This window comes from Simplicispira metamorpha (assembly GCF_004341365.1).
GTDB lineage: Bacteria > Pseudomonadota > Gammaproteobacteria > Burkholderiales > Burkholderiaceae_C > Simplicispira > Simplicispira metamorpha.
Genome location: NZ_SLXH01000038.1, coordinates 1 through 19,616, shown reverse-complemented (window position 1 = coordinate 19,616; position 19,616 = coordinate 1). Strand labels below are relative to the sequence as shown.

The 19,616-nt window shown below is 65.4% G+C and carries 22 protein-coding genes and 2 tRNA genes; 12 read left to right on the top strand and 12 right to left on the bottom strand.

The window, feature by feature from the left end:
• Nucleotides 1-10: 10 nt before the first annotated feature.
• Both EV674_RS15985 and EV674_RS15980 read right to left on the bottom strand, forming a co-directional pair.
• The gene (locus EV674_RS15985) at nucleotides 11-325 is read right to left on the bottom strand and encodes a BrnA antitoxin family protein (RefSeq protein ID WP_119014579.1); all 315 of its coding nucleotides are present in this window, start codon (nucleotides 323-325) and stop codon (nucleotides 11-13) included.
• Nucleotides 303-530: a BrnT family toxin gene (locus tag EV674_RS15980; protein WP_241525026.1), complete on the bottom strand. Its 228-nt coding sequence runs from the start codon at nucleotides 528-530 to the stop codon at nucleotides 303-305. Before EV674_RS15980 ends, EV674_RS15985 begins: the two co-directional genes overlap by 23 nt.
• Before the next feature lie 3 nt (nucleotides 531-533).
• Here EV674_RS15980 and EV674_RS17470 point away from each other — a divergent pair, with 3 nt between their 5' ends.
• Genes EV674_RS17470 through EV674_RS15970 form a run of 3 tightly spaced genes read left to right on the top strand, consistent with a single transcriptional unit; the run spans nucleotide 534 to nucleotide 2,037 of the window.
• Nucleotides 534-746, top strand: coding sequence for a hypothetical protein (locus tag EV674_RS17470; RefSeq protein ID WP_165887110.1), 213 nt, complete (start codon nucleotides 534-536; stop codon nucleotides 744-746).
• Nucleotides 747-798: 52 nt separating this feature from the next.
• Nucleotides 799-1,431, top strand: a complete 633-nt coding sequence (locus EV674_RS15975) for a chromate transporter (RefSeq protein WP_119014581.1) — start codon at nucleotides 799-801, stop codon at nucleotides 1,429-1,431.
• Nucleotides 1,432-1,446: 15 nt separating this feature from the next.
• On the top strand, nucleotides 1,447-2,037 hold the full coding sequence (locus tag EV674_RS15970; protein WP_193552719.1) for a chromate transporter: 591 nt from the start codon (nucleotides 1,447-1,449) through the stop codon (nucleotides 2,035-2,037).
• 62 nt (nucleotides 2,038-2,099) lie between these two features.
• Here EV674_RS15970 and rlmB read toward each other — a convergent pair whose 3' ends face one another.
• Nucleotides 2,100-2,846, bottom strand: a complete 747-nt coding sequence (gene rlmB, locus EV674_RS15965) for a 23S rRNA (guanosine(2251)-2'-O)-methyltransferase RlmB (RefSeq protein WP_119014583.1) — start codon at nucleotides 2,844-2,846, stop codon at nucleotides 2,100-2,102.
• Between the two features lie 112 nt (nucleotides 2,847-2,958).
• On the opposite strand from rlmB, the gene sstT reads away from it, so the two are divergent.
• Nucleotides 2,959-4,188 (top strand): serine/threonine transporter SstT, encoded by a 1,230-nt coding sequence (gene sstT / locus EV674_RS15960; protein WP_119014584.1) that lies wholly within the window; start codon nucleotides 2,959-2,961, stop codon nucleotides 4,186-4,188.
• Nucleotides 4,189-4,191: 3 nt separating this feature from the next.
• On the opposite strand, the gene EV674_RS15955 is transcribed toward sstT, so the two are convergent.
• A complete protein-coding gene (locus EV674_RS15955) occupies nucleotides 4,192-4,884 on the bottom strand; it encodes an ABC transporter ATP-binding protein (RefSeq protein ID WP_119014585.1) in 693 nt (230 codons plus the stop codon).
• A gap of 93 nt (nucleotides 4,885-4,977) precedes the next feature.
• Between EV674_RS15955 and EV674_RS15950 the strand changes: the two genes are divergently transcribed.
• Nucleotides 4,978-5,574: an arylesterase gene (locus EV674_RS15950; RefSeq protein WP_119014586.1), complete on the top strand. Its 597-nt coding sequence runs from the start codon at nucleotides 4,978-4,980 to the stop codon at nucleotides 5,572-5,574.
• A gap of 11 nt (nucleotides 5,575-5,585) precedes the next feature.
• Here the strand turns inward: EV674_RS15950 and EV674_RS15945 are convergent, their stop codons facing one another.
• The 3 genes from EV674_RS15945 to EV674_RS15935 all read right to left on the bottom strand — a co-directional run bounded on the left by EV674_RS15945 (nucleotide 5,586) and on the right by EV674_RS15935 (nucleotide 7,645).
• Nucleotides 5,586-5,768: a hypothetical protein gene (locus EV674_RS15945; RefSeq protein ID WP_119014587.1), complete on the bottom strand. Its 183-nt coding sequence runs from the start codon at nucleotides 5,766-5,768 to the stop codon at nucleotides 5,586-5,588.
• A gap of 88 nt (nucleotides 5,769-5,856) precedes the next feature.
• Nucleotides 5,857-7,092 (bottom strand): PLP-dependent transferase, encoded by a 1,236-nt coding sequence (locus EV674_RS15940; RefSeq protein WP_119014588.1) that lies wholly within the window; start codon nucleotides 7,090-7,092, stop codon nucleotides 5,857-5,859.
• A gap of 40 nt (nucleotides 7,093-7,132) precedes the next feature.
• Nucleotides 7,133-7,645 (bottom strand): BON domain-containing protein, encoded by a 513-nt coding sequence (locus EV674_RS15935; protein ID WP_119014589.1) that lies wholly within the window; start codon nucleotides 7,643-7,645, stop codon nucleotides 7,133-7,135.
• 238 nt (nucleotides 7,646-7,883) lie between these two features.
• On the opposite strand from EV674_RS15935, the gene EV674_RS15930 reads away from it, so the two are divergent.
• Both EV674_RS15930 and EV674_RS15925 read left to right on the top strand, forming a co-directional pair.
• Nucleotides 7,884-7,959 (top strand) — tRNA-Asn (locus EV674_RS15930).
• 38 nt (nucleotides 7,960-7,997) lie between these two features.
• Nucleotides 7,998-8,073, top strand: a tRNA-Asn gene (locus EV674_RS15925).
• Between the two features lie 68 nt (nucleotides 8,074-8,141).
• Here the strand turns inward: EV674_RS15925 and EV674_RS15920 are convergent.
• Nucleotides 8,142-9,059 (bottom strand): LysR family transcriptional regulator, encoded by a 918-nt coding sequence (locus EV674_RS15920; RefSeq protein WP_119014590.1) that lies wholly within the window; start codon nucleotides 9,057-9,059, stop codon nucleotides 8,142-8,144.
• Between the two features lie 134 nt (nucleotides 9,060-9,193).
• Between EV674_RS15920 and EV674_RS15915 the strand changes: the two genes are divergently transcribed.
• Nucleotides 9,194-9,832, top strand: coding sequence for an FMN-dependent NADH-azoreductase (locus tag EV674_RS15915; protein ID WP_119014591.1), 639 nt, complete (start codon nucleotides 9,194-9,196; stop codon nucleotides 9,830-9,832).
• Between the two features lie 329 nt (nucleotides 9,833-10,161).
• Entirely contained in the window at nucleotides 10,162-10,545 is a 384-nt protein-coding gene (locus tag EV674_RS15910) for a YgiW/YdeI family stress tolerance OB fold protein (protein ID WP_132750485.1), read from the top strand.
• Nucleotides 10,546-10,716: 171 nt separating this feature from the next.
• Here the strand turns inward: EV674_RS15910 and EV674_RS15905 are convergent, their stop codons facing one another.
• The 4 genes from EV674_RS15905 to EV674_RS15890 form a co-directional block, all read right to left on the bottom strand.
• Nucleotides 10,717-13,536 carry an Hsp70 family protein gene (locus tag EV674_RS15905; protein WP_119014593.1) on the bottom strand — a complete coding sequence of 940 codons (2,820 nt, stop codon included), beginning with the start codon at nucleotides 13,534-13,536 and terminating at the stop codon, nucleotides 10,717-10,719.
• Nucleotides 13,533-15,425 carry an Hsp70 family protein gene (locus tag EV674_RS15900; protein WP_119014594.1) on the bottom strand — a complete coding sequence of 631 codons (1,893 nt, stop codon included), beginning with the start codon at nucleotides 15,423-15,425 and terminating at the stop codon, nucleotides 13,533-13,535. The genes EV674_RS15905 and EV674_RS15900 overlap by 4 nt, the downstream gene beginning before the upstream one ends.
• Complete coding sequence (locus EV674_RS15895; protein ID WP_119014595.1) at nucleotides 15,422-16,039, bottom strand: DUF2760 domain-containing protein; 618 nt, start codon at nucleotides 16,037-16,039, stop codon at nucleotides 15,422-15,424. Before EV674_RS15895 ends, EV674_RS15900 begins: the two co-directional genes overlap by 4 nt.
• 199 nt (nucleotides 16,040-16,238) lie before the next feature.
• Nucleotides 16,239-16,787, bottom strand: a complete 549-nt coding sequence (locus EV674_RS15890) for an NADPH-dependent FMN reductase (protein WP_119014596.1) — start codon at nucleotides 16,785-16,787, stop codon at nucleotides 16,239-16,241.
• 255 nt (nucleotides 16,788-17,042) lie between these two features.
• On the opposite strand from EV674_RS15890, the gene EV674_RS15885 reads away from it, so the two are divergent.
• Genes EV674_RS15885 through EV674_RS15875 form a run of 3 tightly spaced genes read left to right on the top strand, consistent with a single transcriptional unit; the run spans nucleotide 17,043 to nucleotide 19,483 of the window.
• Nucleotides 17,043-17,840 (top strand): GGDEF domain-containing protein, encoded by a 798-nt coding sequence (locus EV674_RS15885; RefSeq protein ID WP_119014597.1) that lies wholly within the window; start codon nucleotides 17,043-17,045, stop codon nucleotides 17,838-17,840.
• Nucleotides 17,841-17,850: 10 nt separating this feature from the next.
• A complete protein-coding gene (locus EV674_RS15880; protein WP_119014598.1) occupies nucleotides 17,851-18,687 on the top strand; it encodes a MinD/ParA family protein in 837 nt (278 codons plus the stop codon).
• 43 nt (nucleotides 18,688-18,730) lie between these two features.
• The gene (locus EV674_RS15875; RefSeq protein WP_119014600.1) at nucleotides 18,731-19,483 is read left to right on the top strand and encodes a sulfurtransferase; all 753 of its coding nucleotides are present in this window, start codon (nucleotides 18,731-18,733) and stop codon (nucleotides 19,481-19,483) included.
• Nucleotides 19,484-19,616 lie beyond the last annotated feature (133 nt).

Sequence of the window (19,616 nt, the reverse complement as noted above, 5' to 3'; positions counted from 1 at the left end):
GACCGGGCCGCTACACCGCCGAATGCGAGCGCAGCCAGTCGCGCAGCGCATCGTTCATGCGCGTTTGCCAGCCAGCGCCACCGGCGCGAAACGCAGCCAGCACATCGCGGTCGATGCGAATCGCCACTTGCTCTTTGCTGCCACTGCCGGTCGGGCGGCCACGCTTTTTCAGCGCCGCCTGCAAACCCGCTTGCAACTCGGCATCGCTGGCCGGGCGGTCGTCTTCGTCCAGGCCATCCCAGACGTAATCTTGGCCTGGGGGGATGGCGCGCACAGCGGCCAGCACTTGGGCGCGGGTCAGGTCATTCGTCTTGGAGCCAGGCATCGTAAACCTCTCGTTCTTTGCTGCTTGCACGGCGAAAACTGATGATGCGCGTTGCCGTACCGCGCGGGGTATGCACCACCGTCAGCACAGCCAAAAAGCCCAGGGCATAGGAAATGGACTGCACACGTGCCTCGCCACCGCGCACGGTGGCAACGTCCAGCCGGTAACGGGAGTCCAGCACCTGGGGTGCATCGGCAAAATCCAAGCCATGCTTGACCAGATTCAGGCTTCGCTTGGTTTCATCCCAGATCAGTTTGGCTTGCATCTATTTAATGTAGATGCATTTTTTATCAAACGCAAACCTGCCACGCAGCACCTGCCCCGTATAGCCAGCCAGCGCACAAAGCCCAGCGCGCGTACCATGGCGGCCCGCGCACTGCACGTTTTGCCTGAAAAAATAGGCAATCAACTCATTATTTGATAGCTGCTTTCGCTTATTCCGTAAGGCTTTGAAGCACTTTTTACTTTCATTCATGGCTGCTGCCGATTTCTCCCCCACCCCCGCTCCTGACGGGCTGCCAACGCCCCACTCCGGCTCCACGCCACCCCCGCAGCACCCACGCCCGCGCAATTGCGCCGACCTGTTCTGGTCATTCACCTGGCTGGCCTTGCAGGGCTTTGGCGGGGTGATGGCGGTGGTGCAGCGCGAGCTGGTCGAGAAAAAGCGCTGGATGACCAACGAGGAGTTTCTGGAAGAGTGGGCGGTGGCACAGGTCATGCCCGGGCCCAACGTGGTCAACCTCTCGGTGATGATTGGCGACCGCTACTTTGGCCTGCGCGGTGCAGCCGCCTCGGTGGCGGGCATGCTCACCCTGCCGCTGGTGTTGGTGCTGGCCGCAGCGCTGGTGTATGCCCACTGGGCCACGCACCCGGCGGTGGCCGGTGCGCTGCGCGGCATGGGTGCGGTGGCGGCAGGGCTGATTGCCGGCATGGGCCTGAAGCTGGCCGCCGCACTGCGCCAGCACCCGCTGGGGCCGCTGGTGGGGGCGGTATTTGCAGCGCTCATGTTCGGTGCCATTGCCTGGCTGCGACTGCCGCTGCACTGGGTGCTTTTGCTGCTGGGCGGTGCCGTCTGCGCACTGACCTGGCGCAAGCTGGCGCCCTGAAAAACCCTGAACGCCATGCATACCATCACCTTGCAGCCCATCGACTGGCTGAACCTGTTTTTGTACTACCTGTCGCTGTCGCTGCTGGCGGTGGGCGGCGCCATTTCGTTGGCGCCCGATATGCAGCGCTACCTGGTCGAGCGCAATGGCTGGCTCACCGATGTGCAGTTCAGCGCCAGCATTGCCATTGCGCAGGCCGCGCCGGGCCCCAACGTGCTGTTCATTGCCCTGCTGGGCTGGAACGTGGGCCTGAACGCGGGCGGCGCCGGTATAGGTGGCTGGGCGCTGGGACTGCTGGGGGCAGCGCTGTGCATGCTGGGCACGATGTTGCCCAGCGCCACGCTGACCTGGCTGGCCACGCGCTGGGCGCAGCGCAACAGCGAGCGGCGTGCCGTGCGCGCCTTCAAGCAGGGCATGGCGCCCATCGTGATTGGCCTGGTCATGGCCACGGCCTGGGTGCTGGGCCGCGCACAAGGCCACATCGCCACCGACTGGGCGCTGTGGTTACTGACGCTGGTGGTGGCGCTGCTGGTGTGGCGCACCCGGCTGCACTTGCTCTGGCTGCTGGGCGCTGGCGCCCTGCTGGGCGCGCTGGGCTGGGTTTGAGCTAAGGGGCGCGATGGCGACCGTCGTTGTGACGACGGCGCCCGCCCAGGCCGCACGCGCCCTCAGCCGCGCTGGCGCAGGGCCTCGTACAAGCACACGCCGCTGGCCACCGACACGTTCAGGCTCTCGACGGCGCCCTTCATGGGGATGCTGACCAGCTCATCGCAGGTTTTGCGCGTAAGTTGGCGCATGCCGTCGCCCTCGGCGCCCAGCACCAGGGCCACGGGGCCTTTCAAGTCCACCTGGTAGATGGTTTTGGGCGCATCGTCGCTGGTGCCGATGATCCAGATGTTGCGCTCTTTGAGTTCATTGAGCGTGCGCGCCAAGTTGGTCACCATGAAGTACGGCATGGTTTCGGCAGCGCCACTGGCCACCTTGGCCACGGTGGCGTTGATGCCCACGGCGTGGTCTTTGGGCGCGATGACGGCGTGCGCACCCGCACCATCGGCCACGCGCAGGCAGGCGCCCAGGTTGTGCGGGTCGGTCACGCCATCGAGCACCAGCAACAGCGGCTGCTCAATGCCAGCTTCTTCGAGGTTTTCCAGCAGCTCATCCAGCGATGTGACCTGTGCCACGGCCTCGACGCGCGCAGCCACGCCCTGGTGGCCGTGGCTGCCCGCCAGCTTGGCCAGGCGCACGCTGTCGGCTTCGATCAAGCGAGCACCGGCCTCACGGGCGCGGTCCAGAAACTGGCGCATGCGCGCATCGCGCCGCGTAGCTTCGTAATAGATTTCAATGATGGATTGGGGCGCGGTCTTCAAACGCACGCCCACGGCATGGAAGCCGAAAAGGACTTTGGGGGAGGACATGGCCGGGGATTATCCGGGCTTTGCCGCCAGCGCCCCGGCCAGGCCAGCGGGGGCACCTAAAATACCGCCCCCACCCTCCCCCTACCTTTTCCAGCTACCTGTCGGAAACACCATGATTCTTTCTCCGCTGCTTCGCTGGACCCAACGCACCAGTCTGGTCACGCAAATTGTGATTGCCCTGCTGGCGGGCATCGCCCTGGCTATGCTGCTGCCAGCGGCCACGCCCCAGGTGGCGCTGCTGGGCACGTTGTTTATTGCCGCCCTGAAGGCAGTGGCGCCGGTGCTGGTGTTCATTTTGGTCATTGCAGCCATCAGCAACCACAAGCCCGGTGAGGCCACACACATGCGCCCGGTGCTGGCGCTGTACCTGGTGGGCACCTTGGCAGCAGCGGTGGTGGCGGTAGTGGCCAGCCTGTGGTTTCCGTCCACGCTGGTGCTGCAAGCGCCAGCACAGGCGGCGGATGGCCCATCGCGCATCCAGGATGTGCTGCTGGCGCTGTTGATGAACGTGGTGGACAACCCGGTGCGCGCCCTGACCAACGCCAATTACATCGGCATTCTGGCCTGGGCAGTGGGCATTGGCATGGCGCTGCGCCACGCCAGCGCAGGCACAAGGGCAGTGATGGCGGATTTGTCGGCAGCCATTACGTACATCATCCAGTGGGTGATCCGCTTTGCGCCGCTGGGTATTTTTGGTCTGGTGGCCAGCACGTTTGCCGAGGCCGGTGCCAACGCACTGTGGGGCTACGCCCACCTGCTGGCGGTGCTGCTGGGCTGCATGCTGTTTGTGGCGTTGGTGGTGAACCCGCTGATTGTGTTTGCCGTGCTGCGCAGCAACCCCTATCCACTGGTGTTTACCTGCCTGCGCGAGAGCGGTGTGACGGCATTTTTCACGCGCAGCTCGGCAGCCAACATCCCCATCAATCTGGCCCTGGCCAAGCGCCTGGGCCTGAACGAGGACACCTACAGCATCGCCATTCCGCTGGGCGCCACCATCAACATGGCGGGCGCAGCCATCACCATCAGCGTGTTGTCGCTGGCCGCCGTTCACACGCTGGGCATTGCGGTGGATTGGCCCACGGCGCTGCTGCTGTGCGTGGTGGCGTCGGTGTGCGCCTGTGGCGCCTCGGGTGTGGCCGGTGGCTCGCTGTTGCTGATTCCGCTGGCGTGCAGCCTGTTTGGCATTACCAACGATGTGGCCATGCAGGTGGTGGCCATTGGTTTCATCATCGGCATCCTGCAAGATTCGGCGGAAACGGCGCTCAACTCCTCGACCGATGTGCTGTTCACTGCCACCGCCTGCCGCGCGGCGCAGGCCGCCGAGGCCGCTGGCCAGCGCTGAGCTTCAGGCGGTGATGCGCCCGGCGTCGATGGTGATGCAGCGCTCGCAGCGCTGGGCAATGCCCCGGTCGTGCGTCACCAGCACCAGCGTGGTGCCCTGCTCACGGTTCAGGTCAAACATGAGCTGCATGATGGTTTCGCCAGTGGCAAAGTCCAAGCTGCCCGTGGGCTCGTCGGCCAGGAGCACGGCGGGCTGCACCACAAACGCCCGCGCCAACGCCACGCGCTGCTGCTCGCCGCCGCTGAGCACTTTGGGGTAGTGGTTCAGGCGCTGGCCCAGACCCACATGGGCCAGCATCTCGGCAGCGACTTTGCGCGCATCGCGGCGGTTGGCCAGCTCCAGCGGCAGCATCACGTTCTCCAGCGCCGTGAGGTTGCCCATGAGCTGAAAGCTCTGGAACACAAAGCCCATCTTTTGCGCCCGCAGGGCGGCGCGGCCATCCTCGCTCAAGGCAAAGAAATCGTGGCCATCAAGCCGCACCGTGCCGTGCGTGGGCACATCCAGACCGGCAATGATGGACAGGAGCGTGCTTTTGCCCGACCCCGACGCACCCACAATCGCCACAGTTTCCCGCGCTGCCAGCCGGAAATCGATATCCCGCAAAATGTGCAGCGTGCCGGTGGAATCGGTGACAGATTTATCAACATGCTCGACGGCAATGATGGGTGTAGCGGGCGTAGCAGTGGTTGCGGACATGAAAGGCCTTGTACTGTGAATCAAAACGCGTATCGACGCGACTTTATCGTGGGGACGCTGGCGGCAACGCTGGCTGCATGGTGTATCCCTGCCATGGCGCAGGGCACCGCCGCAGCGGGCAAAACCGCGCCAGGGCAGACCATCCTGGTGGTGGGGGACTCACTCAGCGCGGAATACGGCCTGGCCCGGGGCACAGGATGGGTGGCGCTGCTGGAAAAGCGCCTGGCCACTGAAAAGCTGCCCGCCCACGTCGTCAATGCCAGCGTGAGCGGCGAAACCACGGCGGGCGGAAGATCGCGCCTGGTTGCCCTGCTGGCACAGCACCGGCCCACGCTGGTAGTGATTGAACTGGGGGGCAACGATGCGCTGCGCGGGCTGGCACTGAAAAGCACTGAAGACAACTTGGCCTGGATGACACAGACCGCACAGAAGGCAGGCGCCAAGGTGCTCTTGGTGGGGATGCAGGTGCCGCCCAACTATGGCAGCGACTACGCGCGCCGGTTTGCCGGTATTTTTGCCACCGTGGCAGAACAGCACCAAGCGGCGGTGGTGCCGTTTTTTCTTAAAGGCATTGCGGATGAGCCCGATCCGGTGGCAATGTTCCAGCCTGATCGCATCCACCCACGCGCCGAAGCGCATCCGCAGATGCTCAACAACGTGTGGCCAGCGCTGCGCAAGTTGCTGCGCTGATCAACGGCCAATCAGCCCGGTGCGCCCTCGCCGGATGCAGGGGAGACAGCGGGGTTATCGACATCGCCACCAGGGGCGACATAGGTGTCAGAGTGGCGTGCAGGGGCAGATTTGGCGCGCAGCTTCTCTTCTTTTTTCTTCTTTTTTGCCAGCTCGCGCTGGCGCTTTTCGTATCCGTAGTTCGGTGTAGCCAAGGTATGTACTCTCCTAAGTGAAGACCCACTGTAACAGCTTGACCTTGGCGCCTTTCACCCAGCAAAAAAACCCTGCGCGGCAAATGCATCAGGCAGGCGCAAAGGCACACTGCATGGCTTGCTGCAAATCCTGCTGCAGGTCTTGCACGGCCTCCAGCCCCACCGAGAAGCGCACCACATGGCCTGGTTGCAAATGCGGCACAGGCCGATGGCGCATGCTGGCAATGTCGTAGGGCACAACCAGACTCATGGGGCCACCCCAGCTGTAGCCCAACTTGAACAGGCGCAAACCATCGCAAAAAGCGTCGACTTGGTGTTGGCTGTAGCGTGCGTCGAACACCACGCTGAACAGCCCGGCCGCCCAGCCTTCGCCGCCATGCAAGGCGCCGCACACAGCCTGCCAGTGGGCGTGGCCTGGCGAACCTGGCAACGCCGGGTGCAGCACCTGCACCACAGGACTTTGCTGCTGCATCCAGCGGGCCAGATCACGCGCAGCCAGATCGTGGGCGCGGTAGCGCAGTGCAATGCTGGGCAGGGAGCGCAGCACCGCCTCCACATCGTTGGCGCCCACGCCCAAACCCAGGTGCATGTGCAGCAGTTTGATCTTCAGGTGCAGCGCCGCATCGCGCGTGATGACGCTGCCCATGAGCACATCGCCGCCGCCGCTGGGGTATTTGGTCAGCGCGTGGACCGATACATCGACGGCCAGGCTGCCGCTGCCGTCACCCATCAAATCAAATGGGGCAAAGGCCAGGCCTGCGCCCCAGGTGTTATCCAGCGCCGTGGTAACGCCCCGCGACTTGCACAAACGCACCATCTCCAGCAAATCGGGAAACTCCATGGTGACGGAGCCTGGCGCCTCCAGCCACACCAAGCGTGTGGCTGGCGACAGTTTGGCTGCCAGATCGGCCACATCCAGCGGGTCGTACAACACATGGCGGATACCAAACTGCGCCAACGTGGCCTGCGCCATGGATTGGTTGGGGCCGTAGGCGTTGTCGGGAATCAGCACTTCATCGCCCGCTTTGAGCAGCGCCAGCGACACATTGGCAATCGCAGCCAAACCGCTGGGCACCAGCACGCACTGCAAACCGCCCTCCAAGGCGCACAGGCGCTCTTCCAGAATGAATGTGGTGGGCGTGCCGTGCAGGCCGTAGGTGTAGCTGCTTTTGTCCATCCACTGGCGGGTGCGCATGGCCGCCACGCTCGGGAAAATGACCGTGGACGCCTTGTGCACTGCGGGCGCGGGCGCCATAAAACCAGCAGGCGGCTGGTAGTCCAAGTGAATGAGGCGGGTGGACAAATCAGTAGCAGGTGTTTTCATGCGGCGATGGTATCGCGCCCCCATGAAGCCCCGCAGGGTCTCAAATGGCCTTCACAGAAAGCTGGTTCATCACTGAACTGACACCCTTGACCCCTTGGGCGATGGCCGTGGCGCGGTCTTTGGCTTCTTGTGTGGGTGCAGGCCCGTTGAGCGTGACGACACCATCGCGCGTATCCACATCAATCTTGAGCGCGCTCAGGGTGGGGTCTTTGGCCAAGCCTGCCGATACCTGCGCGGTGATCGCAGCATCGTCCATTTTCTCGAGCACGGCATTTCCTGCTTGGCGTGCGGCATCGCCAGCGCCCTCGGCTGCAGCCTCTGCTTTGACAGCGCCCTGCTCCACCTTGGCCCCCGCAGATTCCAGCGCTTGCTGCGCCTTGGCTTTGGCCTCGGCAGCGGCTTTCTCGGTCTGCTCTACAGCCGCATCAATTTTTTGTCCTACCGTAGGCTCCTTCATTTTGTCGCAAGCCGACAAGCCGAATGCCAAGGCCGTGACTGCCAAAAGTCCAGCAATGCGAAGGGTTGAGCGCTTGAAAACAGGGGACTTTGTCATGCTCTTTTCTCCGATGAATGAAATAACTGGAGACTCTAGGCGACCCCACCACTGCGGGTCAGTCAGAACCCGCCGAAATCACTGTAGGACAGCAGCGACACAGCGCCCGCAACAGAAACACCCCAACCAGCCCAGCCGCCCAGCGCAATGGCAGCACCCTGATAAAAACGCCAATGCAATGCTTTTTGCTACTGGAACGCCAAAAGGCATTTTTTTGTGTATATAATTTGAGGCTTATTCCTCAATAGCTCAGTTGGTAGAGCGCCGGACTGTTAATCCGTAGGTCCCTGGTTCGAGCCCAGGTTGAGGAGCCAAATACCAAGTAAATGCAGCCGTCATTTACGCTCCATTTTCCTCAATAGCTCAGTTGGTAGAGCGCCGGACTGTTAATCCGTAGGTCCCTGGTTCGAGCCCAGGTTGAGGAGCCAAATACTGGCCTAGCAGTCAACAAAAAAGCCACCGTAACCCGGTGGCTTTTTTGTTTTGGCTTGCAGTTTCAGCTACGTCCCTGCTGGCTGCTGCGACCGGGCATGGCCTCGCCCAGATAGTCCAGAAAACTGCGCACCGCTGGCGACAGCCCCCGGCGCGACGGAAACACCGCATGCACGATGCCCGGCGTGGGCGCCCATTCGGGCAGCACGCGCACCAGACGGCCATCGCGCATCTCTTCATGGCACATGTAGTCGGGTAGCCAGCACATGCCGGTGCCCGCCAGCGCAGCAAATTTCAGCGTCAGCAAATCATCGGCCACATAGCGCGGGTGGTGGTGTACCACTTGGTGTGCGCCTTGCGGGCCAGTAAGGTGCCAGGTGGCGCGGCCATCGGGCGCGGACATGGCGATGCTGTCGAGCCGCGTCAAGTCCTCCAGCGTTTCGGGCGTGCCTTGGCGCATGAGCAGCTCCGGACTGGCCACCAGCACCTGGCGCGCAATGTCCAGGCGCTTGACCACCATGCTGGCGCTGTCGTCCAGCGACGAGCGCACGCGCAGCGCCACATCTACGCCCTCTTCCACCAGATTCACGGCCCGGTTAGATACCTGCATCTCCACGCGCACCTGCGGGTGGCGCGCCAGAAATACCGGCATCAGCTCGCCCAGCACGGTTTGCGCCAGCGTGACGGGGCAACTGACGCGGATGGTGCCGCGCGGCGCCGCCTGCACCTGGGCCACCGTGTCCCAGGCGGCCTGGGCCGACTCGCGCATGGCCTGGCAGTGGCGCAGATAGGCCTCGCCCACCTCGGTCAAGGCGATTTTGCGGGTGGTGCGCTGCAACAGGCGCACACCCAGCTGCGCTTCCAACTCCGAGACGCGGCGCGACAGGCGCGATTTGGGTACACCCAGCACCCGGCCCGCAGCGGCAAAGCCACCGCGCTCCACCACCTCGGCAAAGTACAACATGTCGTTCAGGTCTTGCATAACAGGCTTCATTGTTCCAAAAACAGGACTAACCAGTGCGAATTTGACCACTTATCAACGCATGGTGCCAAACCCATAATCAATACCAATGCGGCGCCACGGGGAGCACCGCCCACCACCTTCAGGAGAAAACCATGCAACTGCTGCACATCGATTCGGCCATCACTGGCAACCAATCTGTTTCGCGCCAACTGACGGCACAAATCGTTGAGGCCTGGAAAGCCAGCCACCCCAATACTCAGGTAAGTTACCTTGACTTGGTGACCAACGCCCCCGCCCACTTCACCATGGATGCCATGGCCCCGCGCACCGGCCAGACCGAGTGCTTGAGCGAGTCCCAGCAGCGTGAAAACGCTGTCTCCGAGCAGCTGGTGAGCCAGTTTTTGGCCGCCGATGTGGTGGTGATTGGCGCACCGTTCTACAACTTCGGCATTCCCACGCAGCTCAAGGCCTGGATTGACCGCATCGCCCAGCCGGGCCGCACCTTCCAGTACACGGCCAACGGCCCCGAAGGTCTGGCCAAGGGCAAGACGGTGATCATTGCCTCGACCCGGGGCGGCGTGTATTCGACCAGCGAAGGCGGCCGCGCCATGGAGCACCAAGAGAGCTACCTGCAAACCGTGTTGGGCTTTTTCGGTGTGACCGATGTGCGTTTTGTGCGTGCCGAAGGCGTGGCCATGGGCGGCGACGCCAAGGCCCTGGCCCTGGACAGCGCCAGCCGCGATATCACCGCCGCTGCCGCCAACCAGCCCCAGGCCACGCAAGCGGCCTGAGCGCCGCGCAGCCCCTGCGGGTGCCCACCAGCACCCGCTGCCCACACCCGGCCTGGCGCCGGGTTTTTGCATCCTAAATAGGCTCTAGCCCTTACAGATCGGGCGCTAGCAGCTATCAAATCCATAGTTCCTGCACAGCAGCGACGGGTATCCAGCAGCACCGCAGGCGCTCCCCCGCCAGATGGATAGCCAAAACACCGCTCAAGGCCCATCCATCAAGCGCAAGCAGCTATCAAATCAAGAGTAAACAGTGTGGATGTGGGTGTTAATCCAGCCCTCAGAATCGGTCTTCACAATGCAGGCTTCTCAGCACTTTGAAGGACGAAACCATGAAGACTTTCTCGATGTTTGCGGCGGGTGTTTTGTTGGCGGGCGCGGCCATGGCACAACCGGCCACGGGCGGTTTTACGGGCGCACAGGCGACGGCACGCGGTGGGTTCAACGGCCCCTCCACCATCGTGACCGCCGAGCACGCCAAGACGCTGCGCGACGACACCCCGGTCACGCTGCGCGGCACGATTGAGCGCCACACCGGCGGCGAGAACTATGTCTTCAAGGACGCCAGCGGCACCGTGGATGTAGAAATTGACGACCGCCATTGGCAAGGCCAGACCGTGTCGCCCCAGGACACCGTGGAAATCTCCGGTGAGGTCGATCACCAACGCCACCGCAACACGGTGGAAATCGACGTCAAGCGCCTGCGCAAGCTCTGAGCGCAGCGCAGCCTGCGCGGGTGCCAGTGCGCACCAGCCCCCACCCGGCCTGGCGCCGGGTTTTTTGATGGTCAAAACGGCCTCCAGCGCTTTTCTGGCGTGCGCGAACAGCTATCAAAACACTAGCTATTTTGCACGGGCGTGGCGGCACACCGGCCAGCCACCACACGCTCAAGCGGGTGCGGCGATCAGTTGCAGTCCCGGTGGCAGGGCCTCGCCAAAGCTGCGGCGCTGGTCGGCTTCGTCGAGTTGCACGGCCTCGCGCACCATGGCGCTCCAGCCGGGCGGGGCTTTGGCCGCCACGAGGCGGCGGATGACCTCGGCGCGCAAGGACTCGGGCACGTCGCGGGCGCGGTCGCCACTGCAACGGGCGATCTGGGCGGCGGCGAAAGCAGCGGGCTCCACGGTTTTCCAGTCTTGTGCCAGCAGCACTTGCAGCCAGGCAGCGGCGGTGTCGGACGGCACCACGTGGTGGGCGCTGCCGTACAACGGTACGCGCGCGCCAACACGGCCCACGGCCCACCAGGACTGCGGACTTTCTGTGGGGCGCTGCAAGCGCTCCAGCAGCCAATGGCCCACGTCGATGCGGTGCGCAATGGGCACCTGCTCCAGCGAGGCGGCCAGGCGCACCATGTCGTCGTAGCTGCCATGCAGGGGCGATTTGCCCCGGGGGGCACTGGCCACGGCTTCCAGGTGGCCGACCAACACTTCCAGCAGCACCAATTGCTGCGCCTGGTTCAGCCCGGCGGCAGCACGGCGCCACAGCGTCCACCACTCTGACCAGTTGGCGCTGTCGCTGGCGTACTGCAAGCCCTGGGCAAACAGCGTCCAGATTTGTTCCACACGCCAGGCGTCCAGCGGCGCACCCACGCCGGGGCGCAGGCAGTAGCCAGCCAGGTTGAACCAGGTGCGCTCGTGCTCGGCGCTGCGGCGGCGCCGGCGGGCGCGCGCCCACAAGGCATCGAACAGGGCGCGCAGCAGGGCCACATCCCAGTCTTCGCGCTTGCCCAGCAGGCGCTCCAGGCGGGTGCGCAGCTGGCGCACCTCCTTGGCGTCGGGTTTGTGCGCACTGCTGCCAAAAATGTGCTCAATCAACGCCACAGCGTCGGGCAGGCGCAGGTGGCTGACCGGGGTGGCGGGCGGCTGGGCGGCGGTGTCGACATCGGTGCGCAGCTGGAACGCCAGCAGCCAGCGCTGTTGGGCGTCTTCGGTGCGGGTGCAGTGCATCTCCAGCGTGCCGACCTCGGTCATGGTGGCCGTCAGCTGCACATGCACGTCTTTGCGCTGCTGGCCCGGGGGCAGCGGCAGCACGGTTTGCAGGGGCGGCAGGCGCGCAAAGGCGTCGGCACGGGCATCGCCCGCTGCGCCAGCGCCCTCCAGATCGGGCAGATCCACCAGATCACCGGCCTGCCACGGCGTGGTGGCCAGCGATGACACCAGATGGAAGCGCACCGCCTGCCCCAGCCGCAGGGCGAAGGTGTGCTCGCGCAGCGCCACCACCACGCCCTCCTGGGTGCCACGCGGCAGCACGCAAATGCCGCGTGGCGGGCCGCTGTGGCCCTCCAGCACGAGGAAGTAGCTGCGCGCGGCACCACCGCCAATGCCGTGGCCCAGCTCGGGCACGCGGGCAGCGCGCACCAGCGCGTAGGCCACGGCGCCACGGGCCACGGCCACATCGGGCGCATCGTTGTGCAGCAACCGCACCGGGACGCCGCGCCAGCGCGCCAGGGTGTGCTCCAGGCGCTGGGCCAGGGCCGGGGCGCGGAACACGCCGCCGTTGAGCAGCAAGGTATCGGGCAGCGCCACGGCATCGGGCGCGCTGGCATGGCGCGCCAGAAACTCCGCCACATGGCGGGTGATGGCCGCATCGGCGGGGTATGGCAGGCCCCATTCCACCAACCCGGTGCGCCTGCGCTGCGGACGCACGTCAGCGCCTTCTTCGGGCAGGAAGCCATCGACCACCAGGCGCTCGACTTCCGTGCGAGTGACGGTGGCCGACGCAGCACTGCCAATGAGCCGCGCGCCTGCGCCCAGCAAGGTGATGGTGGCGTGGTCGGGTGCCTGCGGCGCCAGCAATTGTTCTTTGGCCAAACGGCAACGCTGCACCAGCTGGGCAAAGCGCGCTGCGGGCAGGGGCGCGCTGACGCCCAGGCGCTGCTCCACCAGCCGGGCCAGCGCCATGTCCATGTTGTCGCCGCCCAGCATCAGGTGCTCGCCCACGCCGATGCGGGTGAGCTGGGGCAAGCCCTGCGGGCCGGGCTCGACCTGGATCAGCGTCAGGTCGGTGGTGCCGCCGCCCACGTCGCACACCAGCACCAGGCGCGCGCCCTCCAGTTCAGCCGCCAGGCTGGCGCGGTGGCGAAACAGCCAGTCGTGGAACGCCGCCTGGGGCTCTTCCAGCAGGCGCAACGTGGGCAGACCGGCGCGGCGGGCTGCCTCCAGGGTCAGGGCACGCGCCCCTTCATCGAAGGAAGCGGGCACCGTGAGGACGATGTCTTGCTGCTCCAAAGGCGCATCGGCAAAGCGCACATTCCACGCCGCACGCACATGGGCCAGGTAACTGGCGCTGGCCTGCACGGGCGAGACGGTGGCCACGCCATCGCCCGCACCCCAAGGCAGGATGGCCGCTGTGCGGTCCACGCCCGCGTGCGAGAGCCAGCTTTTGGCGCTGGCCACCAGCCGCCCCGGCACCTGCGCGCCCAGCGCCTGGGCGTAGCGGCCCAGCACGGCAGGCGGTGCGTCGGGGGGCTCCTGGGCATCGGGCGGCGCAGGCCAGGGCAGTTGCAGCTGCGCGGCGCTGAGTTCACCCGGCGCCGGGTGGTAGCGCACGGAGGGCAGCAGGGCTGAATCGGCCACTTCGCCCGGCCCCACCAGCTGGGGTATGGGCAGCAGTTCAATCGCAGTCTGGCCCGCTGCCGCCGCCAGCGGCGCATAGGCCACCACGGTGTGGCTGGTGCCCAGGTCGATGCCGACGGTGTAGCGCGCGCTCACGGCTGGGCGGGGGTGGCGTCGCCTCGCGCGTCGAACTGCACCTTCCAGCGCTCGCTGCCGCCCACGGGCAAGGCTTCCAGCTCCAGGGTGCCGGTTTCAGTGACCCGCGCGTGCAGCTTGACACGCACCACATCGCCCGGGGCGCGGCCCTGTGCGGGCAGGTTGGCTTCGATTTCGGCCAGCTCAATCAGCTCTTCGGGGCCCCAGAAGTCCAGCGTGCTGCCGACTTGGTCTTGGCGGCGCACCGAGGAGCCAAAAAAGCGAAAGCGCACTGGCTCGCCCACGATGAGGCCAAACTCCTGCGCCAGCGGGGGCGCTTCGCTGCCCTCTTCCATGCCAAAAGGTGCCAGGCACAGCGCCTGGATGGGCGGCTCCATGCCGGGGATGGCGGGCATGGCCGATTCCACCGCCACGTAATACGCCTGCGCCGTGCCGCCCCGGATGCGCACACCCCGGCCCCGGCGCACGTAGCCGTAATAGGCTGCACCGCGTGCCACAGCCAAGTCCAGGTCAGCCCCGCCCAGCAGCCGCGCGGGCGCAGCCCCATCGGCACCGAGCCAGCCATTGAGGATGGACAGCACGCGCTCGGCAATCAACCCCGACTTGAGCACGCCGCCGTTGAACAGCACCGCCGTGGGGTGCAGAAAGCTGGCGCTCTCGGGCTGGGCCACGCCAAAGCCTTGCAACTGGGCCGTGGCGCCGCGCTGGCGGCTCAAGAAAGCGGCCAGGTGGCGGGTGATGGCCGCATCCTGCGCATAAGGCAGCCCCAGCTGGGTCAGCGCACCGCGCGCGCGACTGATGGGCTGGTCCGACACGGCGGCCTGCGGGAAGAAGCCATCCACCAGCGTCTGCGTGAGTTCCTCGCGCGTGACTTCGGTGCGGATGGAACCCCCAATGAGCTTGGAGCCCCGGCTGGGCACCACCACGGGCACGCTTTGCACGGTGGGATCGCTGAGCAGCGCCTCTTTGGCAGCGCGGCAAGCATGGGCCAGCGCGCGCGTTTGCCAGGGGTCGAGCTGCGTGCCTTGGGCGGCCAGCTTGCGCGCCACGCCGTAGGCCAGCGCCAAGTCCATGTTGTCGCCGCCCAGCAGGATGTGCTCGCCCACGGCCACGCGGTGCAGCTCCAGGTTGCCCTCGTTTTCCAGCACGGCAATCAGTGACAAGTCGGTGGTGCCACCGCCCACGTCCACCACCAGGATGGTGTCGCCCTGGCGCACGTCTTTGCGCCACTGGCCCGCGCTGCGCTGAATCCAGCTGTACAGCGCGGCCTGGGGTTCTTCCAGCAGGGTGAGGTTCTGGAAACCGGCGCTCTGGGCGGCCTCGGCGGTCAGCTCGCGCGCGGCGGGGTCGAACGAGGCCGGAATGGTGACAGTGACCTCTTGCTGGTCAAACGGCGCTTCGGGGTACTGGGCATTCCAGGCAGCGCGCAAATGCGCCAGGTAGCGAATCGAGGCATCGAGTGGCGAGATGCGTGCCACTTCGGCAGGCGCATCAGCGGGCAGGATGGCGCCGCGCCGATCCACACCAGGGTGGCACAGCCAGCTCTTGGCGCTGGAGACCAGCCGTATCGGTGTGGCGGCGCCGCGCGTGCGGGCAAATTCGCCCACAGCAAAGTCTTGCGCGCTGGCCCAGGGCAAGGCCAGATCGCCCGGTGCCAGCTCGCTCTCGTGGGGCAGGTACAAAAAGGACGGCAGCAGGGGCTTGCCCTCCAGCGTGCCGGGGCCGGTGAGCTGGGGCACTTGCAGCACGCCTTGCACCACGGCTTCGCCATCGCTGGCCTGGGTATCCACCCACGACAGCGCGCAGTGCGTGGTGCCCAGGTCAATGCCGATGGTGTAGCGCGCGCCGCTGGCCGCGGGGGATGTGGGTGTGGATGTGGGGGCGTTCACAGTTCTACCTCCGCTTGGGCGACGATGGCCGGGTCATGGCCCGGGGCCAGCAAGGGCAGGCGGGTGTCGGTCACGCGCCAGCCACGGTGGCTGAGGGTGCCAACAAACGGCGCCTGCCCCACCACGTTGCCCGTGACGCGCACGGCAGCGGCGTCAAAGCCCGCCGCCAGCGTGACGCGGCTGCCTTCGGCCTCGCTGCGCACAGGGGCAATGGTGAAGTGTTCGCGCAGCACCTTGCGGCAGCCTTCGTGCACCACGCGTGCGGCAGCGCCGATGTCCGCGTCACCATAGGCGGCCACGTCTTCTTCCATGAAGTCGATAAAACGCGCATCGCGCTGTAGCAGGCCCAGCAATTGCAGTGCAGCCGCTTCGGGCAGGGCTTGCAAGGGCGGTGGCGGTGCAGGCACGGGTGCGGGAGGTGGCACGGGCGCAGGCGGCGCCACCGGTGCGGGTGCAGGCACGGGCGCCGGGGGCACGACAGGCGCCGGCGCCGGGGCGCCGCCCTGGCGCAGCTGGGCCACGCCAGCGGCAAACTCGGGGTTGCCAATGATGGAGAAAAAGCTGCTGATGGCCAGCGCAATGCGGCTCAGCAAGGAGGGGGGTTTTGGTGTCATGAAAAGAGTCGGTTGAGGCTCTGGCGCCTGGGCATCGTGTCAAAAACCGCTGCACACGCCAAAGCGCCGCAGGGATGCTGCGGCGCAATATTACCTAACTGGGAGCACCCCAAACACGCTCAAAACCCTGCGGCACCCGCCCCCGGCACCGGCCTGCGCACGCCCACAGCGTGCCCGCAGACCGCGCGGCGGCTGTGCGTCAGGCGTGTTTCTTCACCCAAGCCACGTAGCGATCCATCCAGCCCTGCAAAAACGCCCGGCTGGCCTGGCCCACCTGGCCGTCGGCATCGAACAACCCCTCTTTGGCCTGGATGAACGCTTCGGGTGCGCCCAGGGTGGGCGCATCCAGGTAGGCCAGGATGTTGCGCAGGTGCTGCTGCGCCAGCGCCGTACCGATGGCCCCGACCGACACGCCCAACACCCCCGCAGGCTTGCCCGCCCAGGCGTTCTGGCCGTAGGGGCGCGAAGCGTGGTCGATGGCGTTCTTGAGCACGCCCGGAATCGAGCGGTTGTATTCGGGCGTGACAAACAGCAGGCCCTGCGCCGCCTGGATCTCGCTCTTGAGGCGCAGCACCGGGGCCGCCTGCTGGCCATCATCGTCCTGGTTGTACAGCGGCAGATCGTCCAGACGCAGCTGCGTCAGGTGGAAATCTGCCGGTGCCAGCCGCGCCAGCGCTGTGGCCAACTGGCGGTTGAAAGAGTCCTTGCGCAAGCTACCGACGATGACAGCAATATGGAATTGGCTCATAGCGCCTCCTGAACAGAGAAAGACCGCAAAAACACGGCCCAACCCATCATAGCGGCGCGGTTTGTGGCGTGCACAGGGGCTGTGCGCATGGCCCCAAAGCCATCAAAAACAAGAGCAGCCAGCGCAGGCTGCGTATGCCTTGGAGTCAGTATTTACCCCTAAAAAAGGCCATTCGACCAATTTGCACGGCAATGCACCTGCTATTCAGGCAATCCAAGCGCTGCGCAAAACCCCTTTGGCCCTTTGGAAAGGCGGATGCACGGTTACACTGCCAGCACTGTGCCCACCCCCGCCGTGCCCCCTACAGCCTCCCCCCACCTCGTTGACTTGCGTGATCTGCGCCTGGAAACCGCCCAGGCATTGGTCGGCGCGTCTGCGCAGTCGCCCGAGGCTGCGGCGCCCGAACGCTACCTGCAAGAATTGATCGACGGTTTGTGCGAACTCTCCCTCAAAGACCCGTTGACAGGGCTGGCCAATCGGCGCTATTTCCTCAGCGTGCTGGAGCGCGAGATTGACCGCGTAGCCCGCTCGGGCGAGTCGGCGCTGCTGCTGCTGCTGGACATAGACCATTTCAAGACCGTCAACGACACCCACGGCCACATCGCAGGCGACCGGGTGCTACAGGATGTGGCACGCACACTGAGCACCTGCGTGCGCCCCATGGACACCCTGGCGCGCTACGGCGGCGAAGAATTCGCCGTGGTGCTGCCCGGTTGCCAGGCGGCGTTTGGCCACATCGTGGCCGAGCGCATCCGCATGGCCATCGAAAAAACGCCGGTACGCATTGCCCCTTCCAAGGAGCTGCATATCACCATCAGTATTGGCGGCGCCTTTGCATTGCAATGGATACGCTCGACTACCTCGTTGTGGGTCGATCGCGCCGACCTGCAACTCTACAAGGCAAAATCGGCCGGTCGCAACCGTGTGCATCTTGAAGAAGAACCCAGCAGCACTGTGACCGCTGAAGAGAAAGGTTTGCTGTTTGGCACCCTCTATCCGCCGTCTGGCTGGGGCGATCTGCCCCCCCAAGATCCCACCGACAGCGCATTTTGAAAGCGATGAGATGAGCGACGCGCCGTCCACCCAACCCATCCCAGCGGACGCCAGCCCTGCGCCCGCGCAGACCGGTGCCCGCATCATTGCCGTGACCAGTGGCAAGGGCGGTGTGGGCAAAACCTTTGTCTCTGCCAACCTGGCCGCTGCATTGGCACGCCGGGGCCAGCGCGTGCTGGTGCTCGATGCCGACCTGGGCCTGGCCAACCTGGACGTGGTGCTCAACCTGCACCCCAAAGTCACCCTGCACGATGTTTTTACCGGCAAAGCGCGTCTGGAAGAAGCCGTCATCGCCGCGCCGGGGGGCTTTTCGGTGGTGCTGGCAGGCTCGGGCATGGTCGAGTATTCGCGCCTCACGCCCGAAGTGCGCAACCAGTTCTTCCACGCCGTGCAAAAGCTGGCGCCCTACTTTGATGTGATCTTGCTGGACACGGGCGCGGGCATCTCCGAGGTGGTGCTGTTCTCGATCTCGCTGGCCTCCGAGGTGCTGATCGTGGCCACCCCCGAGCCCACCTCGCTCACCGATGCCTACGCCGCCATCAAGGTGCTGGCCATGCAGCAAAAGCGCCAGCATGTGCGCATGATCGTCAACCAGGCCGCGCGCCCGGGCGATGGCCGGGCCATCACCGGCCAGCTCCAGCAGGTGCTCGACCGCTTTGTCATGACCGACTCGGGCCGCCCGCTGCGCCTGATCCACATGGGCGACATTCCCGCCGACCCCGCCGTGCGCGAGGCCGTCATGCGCCGCCAGCTGCTGCAACTGCTCAACCCGGGCTGCCCGGCAGCGCTGGCCGTAGCCCAACTGGCCAACAAGTTCCAAGAAACCCTGCTGCGCCATGCCGCCTGAGGGCGCTGCGGGCGCCGGGGCCCCTTTTGCGCAGGAGCGCGCCGTGACCCCCATCCTGAACATTTCCTGCTACAAATTTGTGCCACTGCCCGATGCGCAGGCCCTGCGCGGCGCGCTGCACGCGCAGGCACTGGCCGCCGACCTCAAAGGCACCATCTTGCTGGCCGAAGAAGGCATCAACTTCTTTCTGGCGGGCAGCGCGCAGGCCGTGCGCGGCTTTGTCGATGCGCTGCGCACCGATGCCCGCTTTGCCGACCTGCAGCCCAAAGAGAGCTGGTCGGCGCAGGTGCCGTTTCGCAAAATGCTGGTCAAGGTCAAGCACGAGATCATCCGCATGGACCGCCCCGCCATCGTGCCCAGTGCGGGCCGCGCGCCTGCGGTGGATGCGCCCACGCTGCACCGCTGGCTGGCCCAGGGCCACGACGACAGTGGCCGGCCCGTGGTCACGCTGGACACGCGCAACGACTTCGAGGTGGACGCGGGCACGTTCGATGGCGCCATCGACTGGCGCATCACCAAGTTCACAGAGTTTCCCGACGCACTGCGCGCGCACAAAGCCGCACTGGCAGACAAAACGGTAGTCAGCTTTTGCACCGGCGGCATCCGCTGCGAGAAAGCCGCCCTGCTCATGCGCGAGGAAGGACTGGAGCACGTGTACCAGCTCGAAGGCGGCATCCTCAAATATTTTGAGGAAACCGACGGCGCCCATTACCACGGCGGCTGCTTTGTCTTTGATGGCCGCCGCGTGCTGCAAAGCGACCTATCCACGCAGCCTGAAATTGCTCCTGAAATGTGAGCTAATGGCGCTTATCTGGCGGGCGCTAGAGGCCGTTTTGGGGATTGCGAAAAAGGTATTTTTATGCAATCTTTCCGCATTTGTGCGAGGTTCAACAGATGAGTCTGATCTGCCCCCAGTGCCAAAGCAGCCA

Coding starts and splice junctions, on each gene's coding strand:
- EV674_RS15985 (WP_119014579.1), bottom strand. CDS start 325: ATGCCTGGCTCCAAGACGAATGACCTGACCCGCGCCCAAGTGCTGGCC.
- EV674_RS17470 (WP_165887110.1), top strand. CDS start 534: ATGCTTGACCAGATTCAGGCTTCGCTTGGTTTCATCCCAGATCAGTTT.
- EV674_RS15975 (WP_119014581.1), top strand. CDS start 799: ATGGCTGCTGCCGATTTCTCCCCCACCCCCGCTCCTGACGGGCTGCCA.
- EV674_RS15970 (WP_193552719.1), top strand. CDS start 1,447: ATGCATACCATCACCTTGCAGCCCATCGACTGGCTGAACCTGTTTTTG.
- rlmB (WP_119014583.1), bottom strand. CDS start 2,846: ATGTCCTCCCCCAAAGTCCTTTTCGGCTTCCATGCCGTGGGCGTGCGT.
- sstT (WP_119014584.1), top strand. CDS start 2,959: ATGATTCTTTCTCCGCTGCTTCGCTGGACCCAACGCACCAGTCTGGTC.
- EV674_RS15955 (WP_119014585.1), bottom strand. CDS start 4,884: ATGTCCGCAACCACTGCTACGCCCGCTACACCCATCATTGCCGTCGAG.
- EV674_RS15950 (WP_119014586.1), top strand. CDS start 4,978: ATGGCGCAGGGCACCGCCGCAGCGGGCAAAACCGCGCCAGGGCAGACC.
- EV674_RS15940 (WP_119014588.1), bottom strand. CDS start 7,092: ATGAAAACACCTGCTACTGATTTGTCCACCCGCCTCATTCACTTGGAC.
- EV674_RS15935 (WP_119014589.1), bottom strand. CDS start 7,645: ATGACAAAGTCCCCTGTTTTCAAGCGCTCAACCCTTCGCATTGCTGGA.
- EV674_RS15920 (WP_119014590.1), bottom strand. CDS start 9,059: ATGCAAGACCTGAACGACATGTTGTACTTTGCCGAGGTGGTGGAGCGC.
- EV674_RS15915 (WP_119014591.1), top strand. CDS start 9,194: ATGCAACTGCTGCACATCGATTCGGCCATCACTGGCAACCAATCTGTT.
- EV674_RS15910 (WP_132750485.1), top strand. CDS start 10,162: ATGAAGACTTTCTCGATGTTTGCGGCGGGTGTTTTGTTGGCGGGCGCG.
- EV674_RS15895 (WP_119014595.1), bottom strand. CDS start 16,039: ATGACACCAAAACCCCCCTCCTTGCTGAGCCGCATTGCGCTGGCCATC.
- EV674_RS15890 (WP_119014596.1), bottom strand. CDS start 16,787: ATGAGCCAATTCCATATTGCTGTCATCGTCGGTAGCTTGCGCAAGGAC.
- EV674_RS15885 (WP_119014597.1), top strand. CDS start 17,043: ATGCACGGTTACACTGCCAGCACTGTGCCCACCCCCGCCGTGCCCCCT.
- EV674_RS15880 (WP_119014598.1), top strand. CDS start 17,851: ATGAGCGACGCGCCGTCCACCCAACCCATCCCAGCGGACGCCAGCCCT.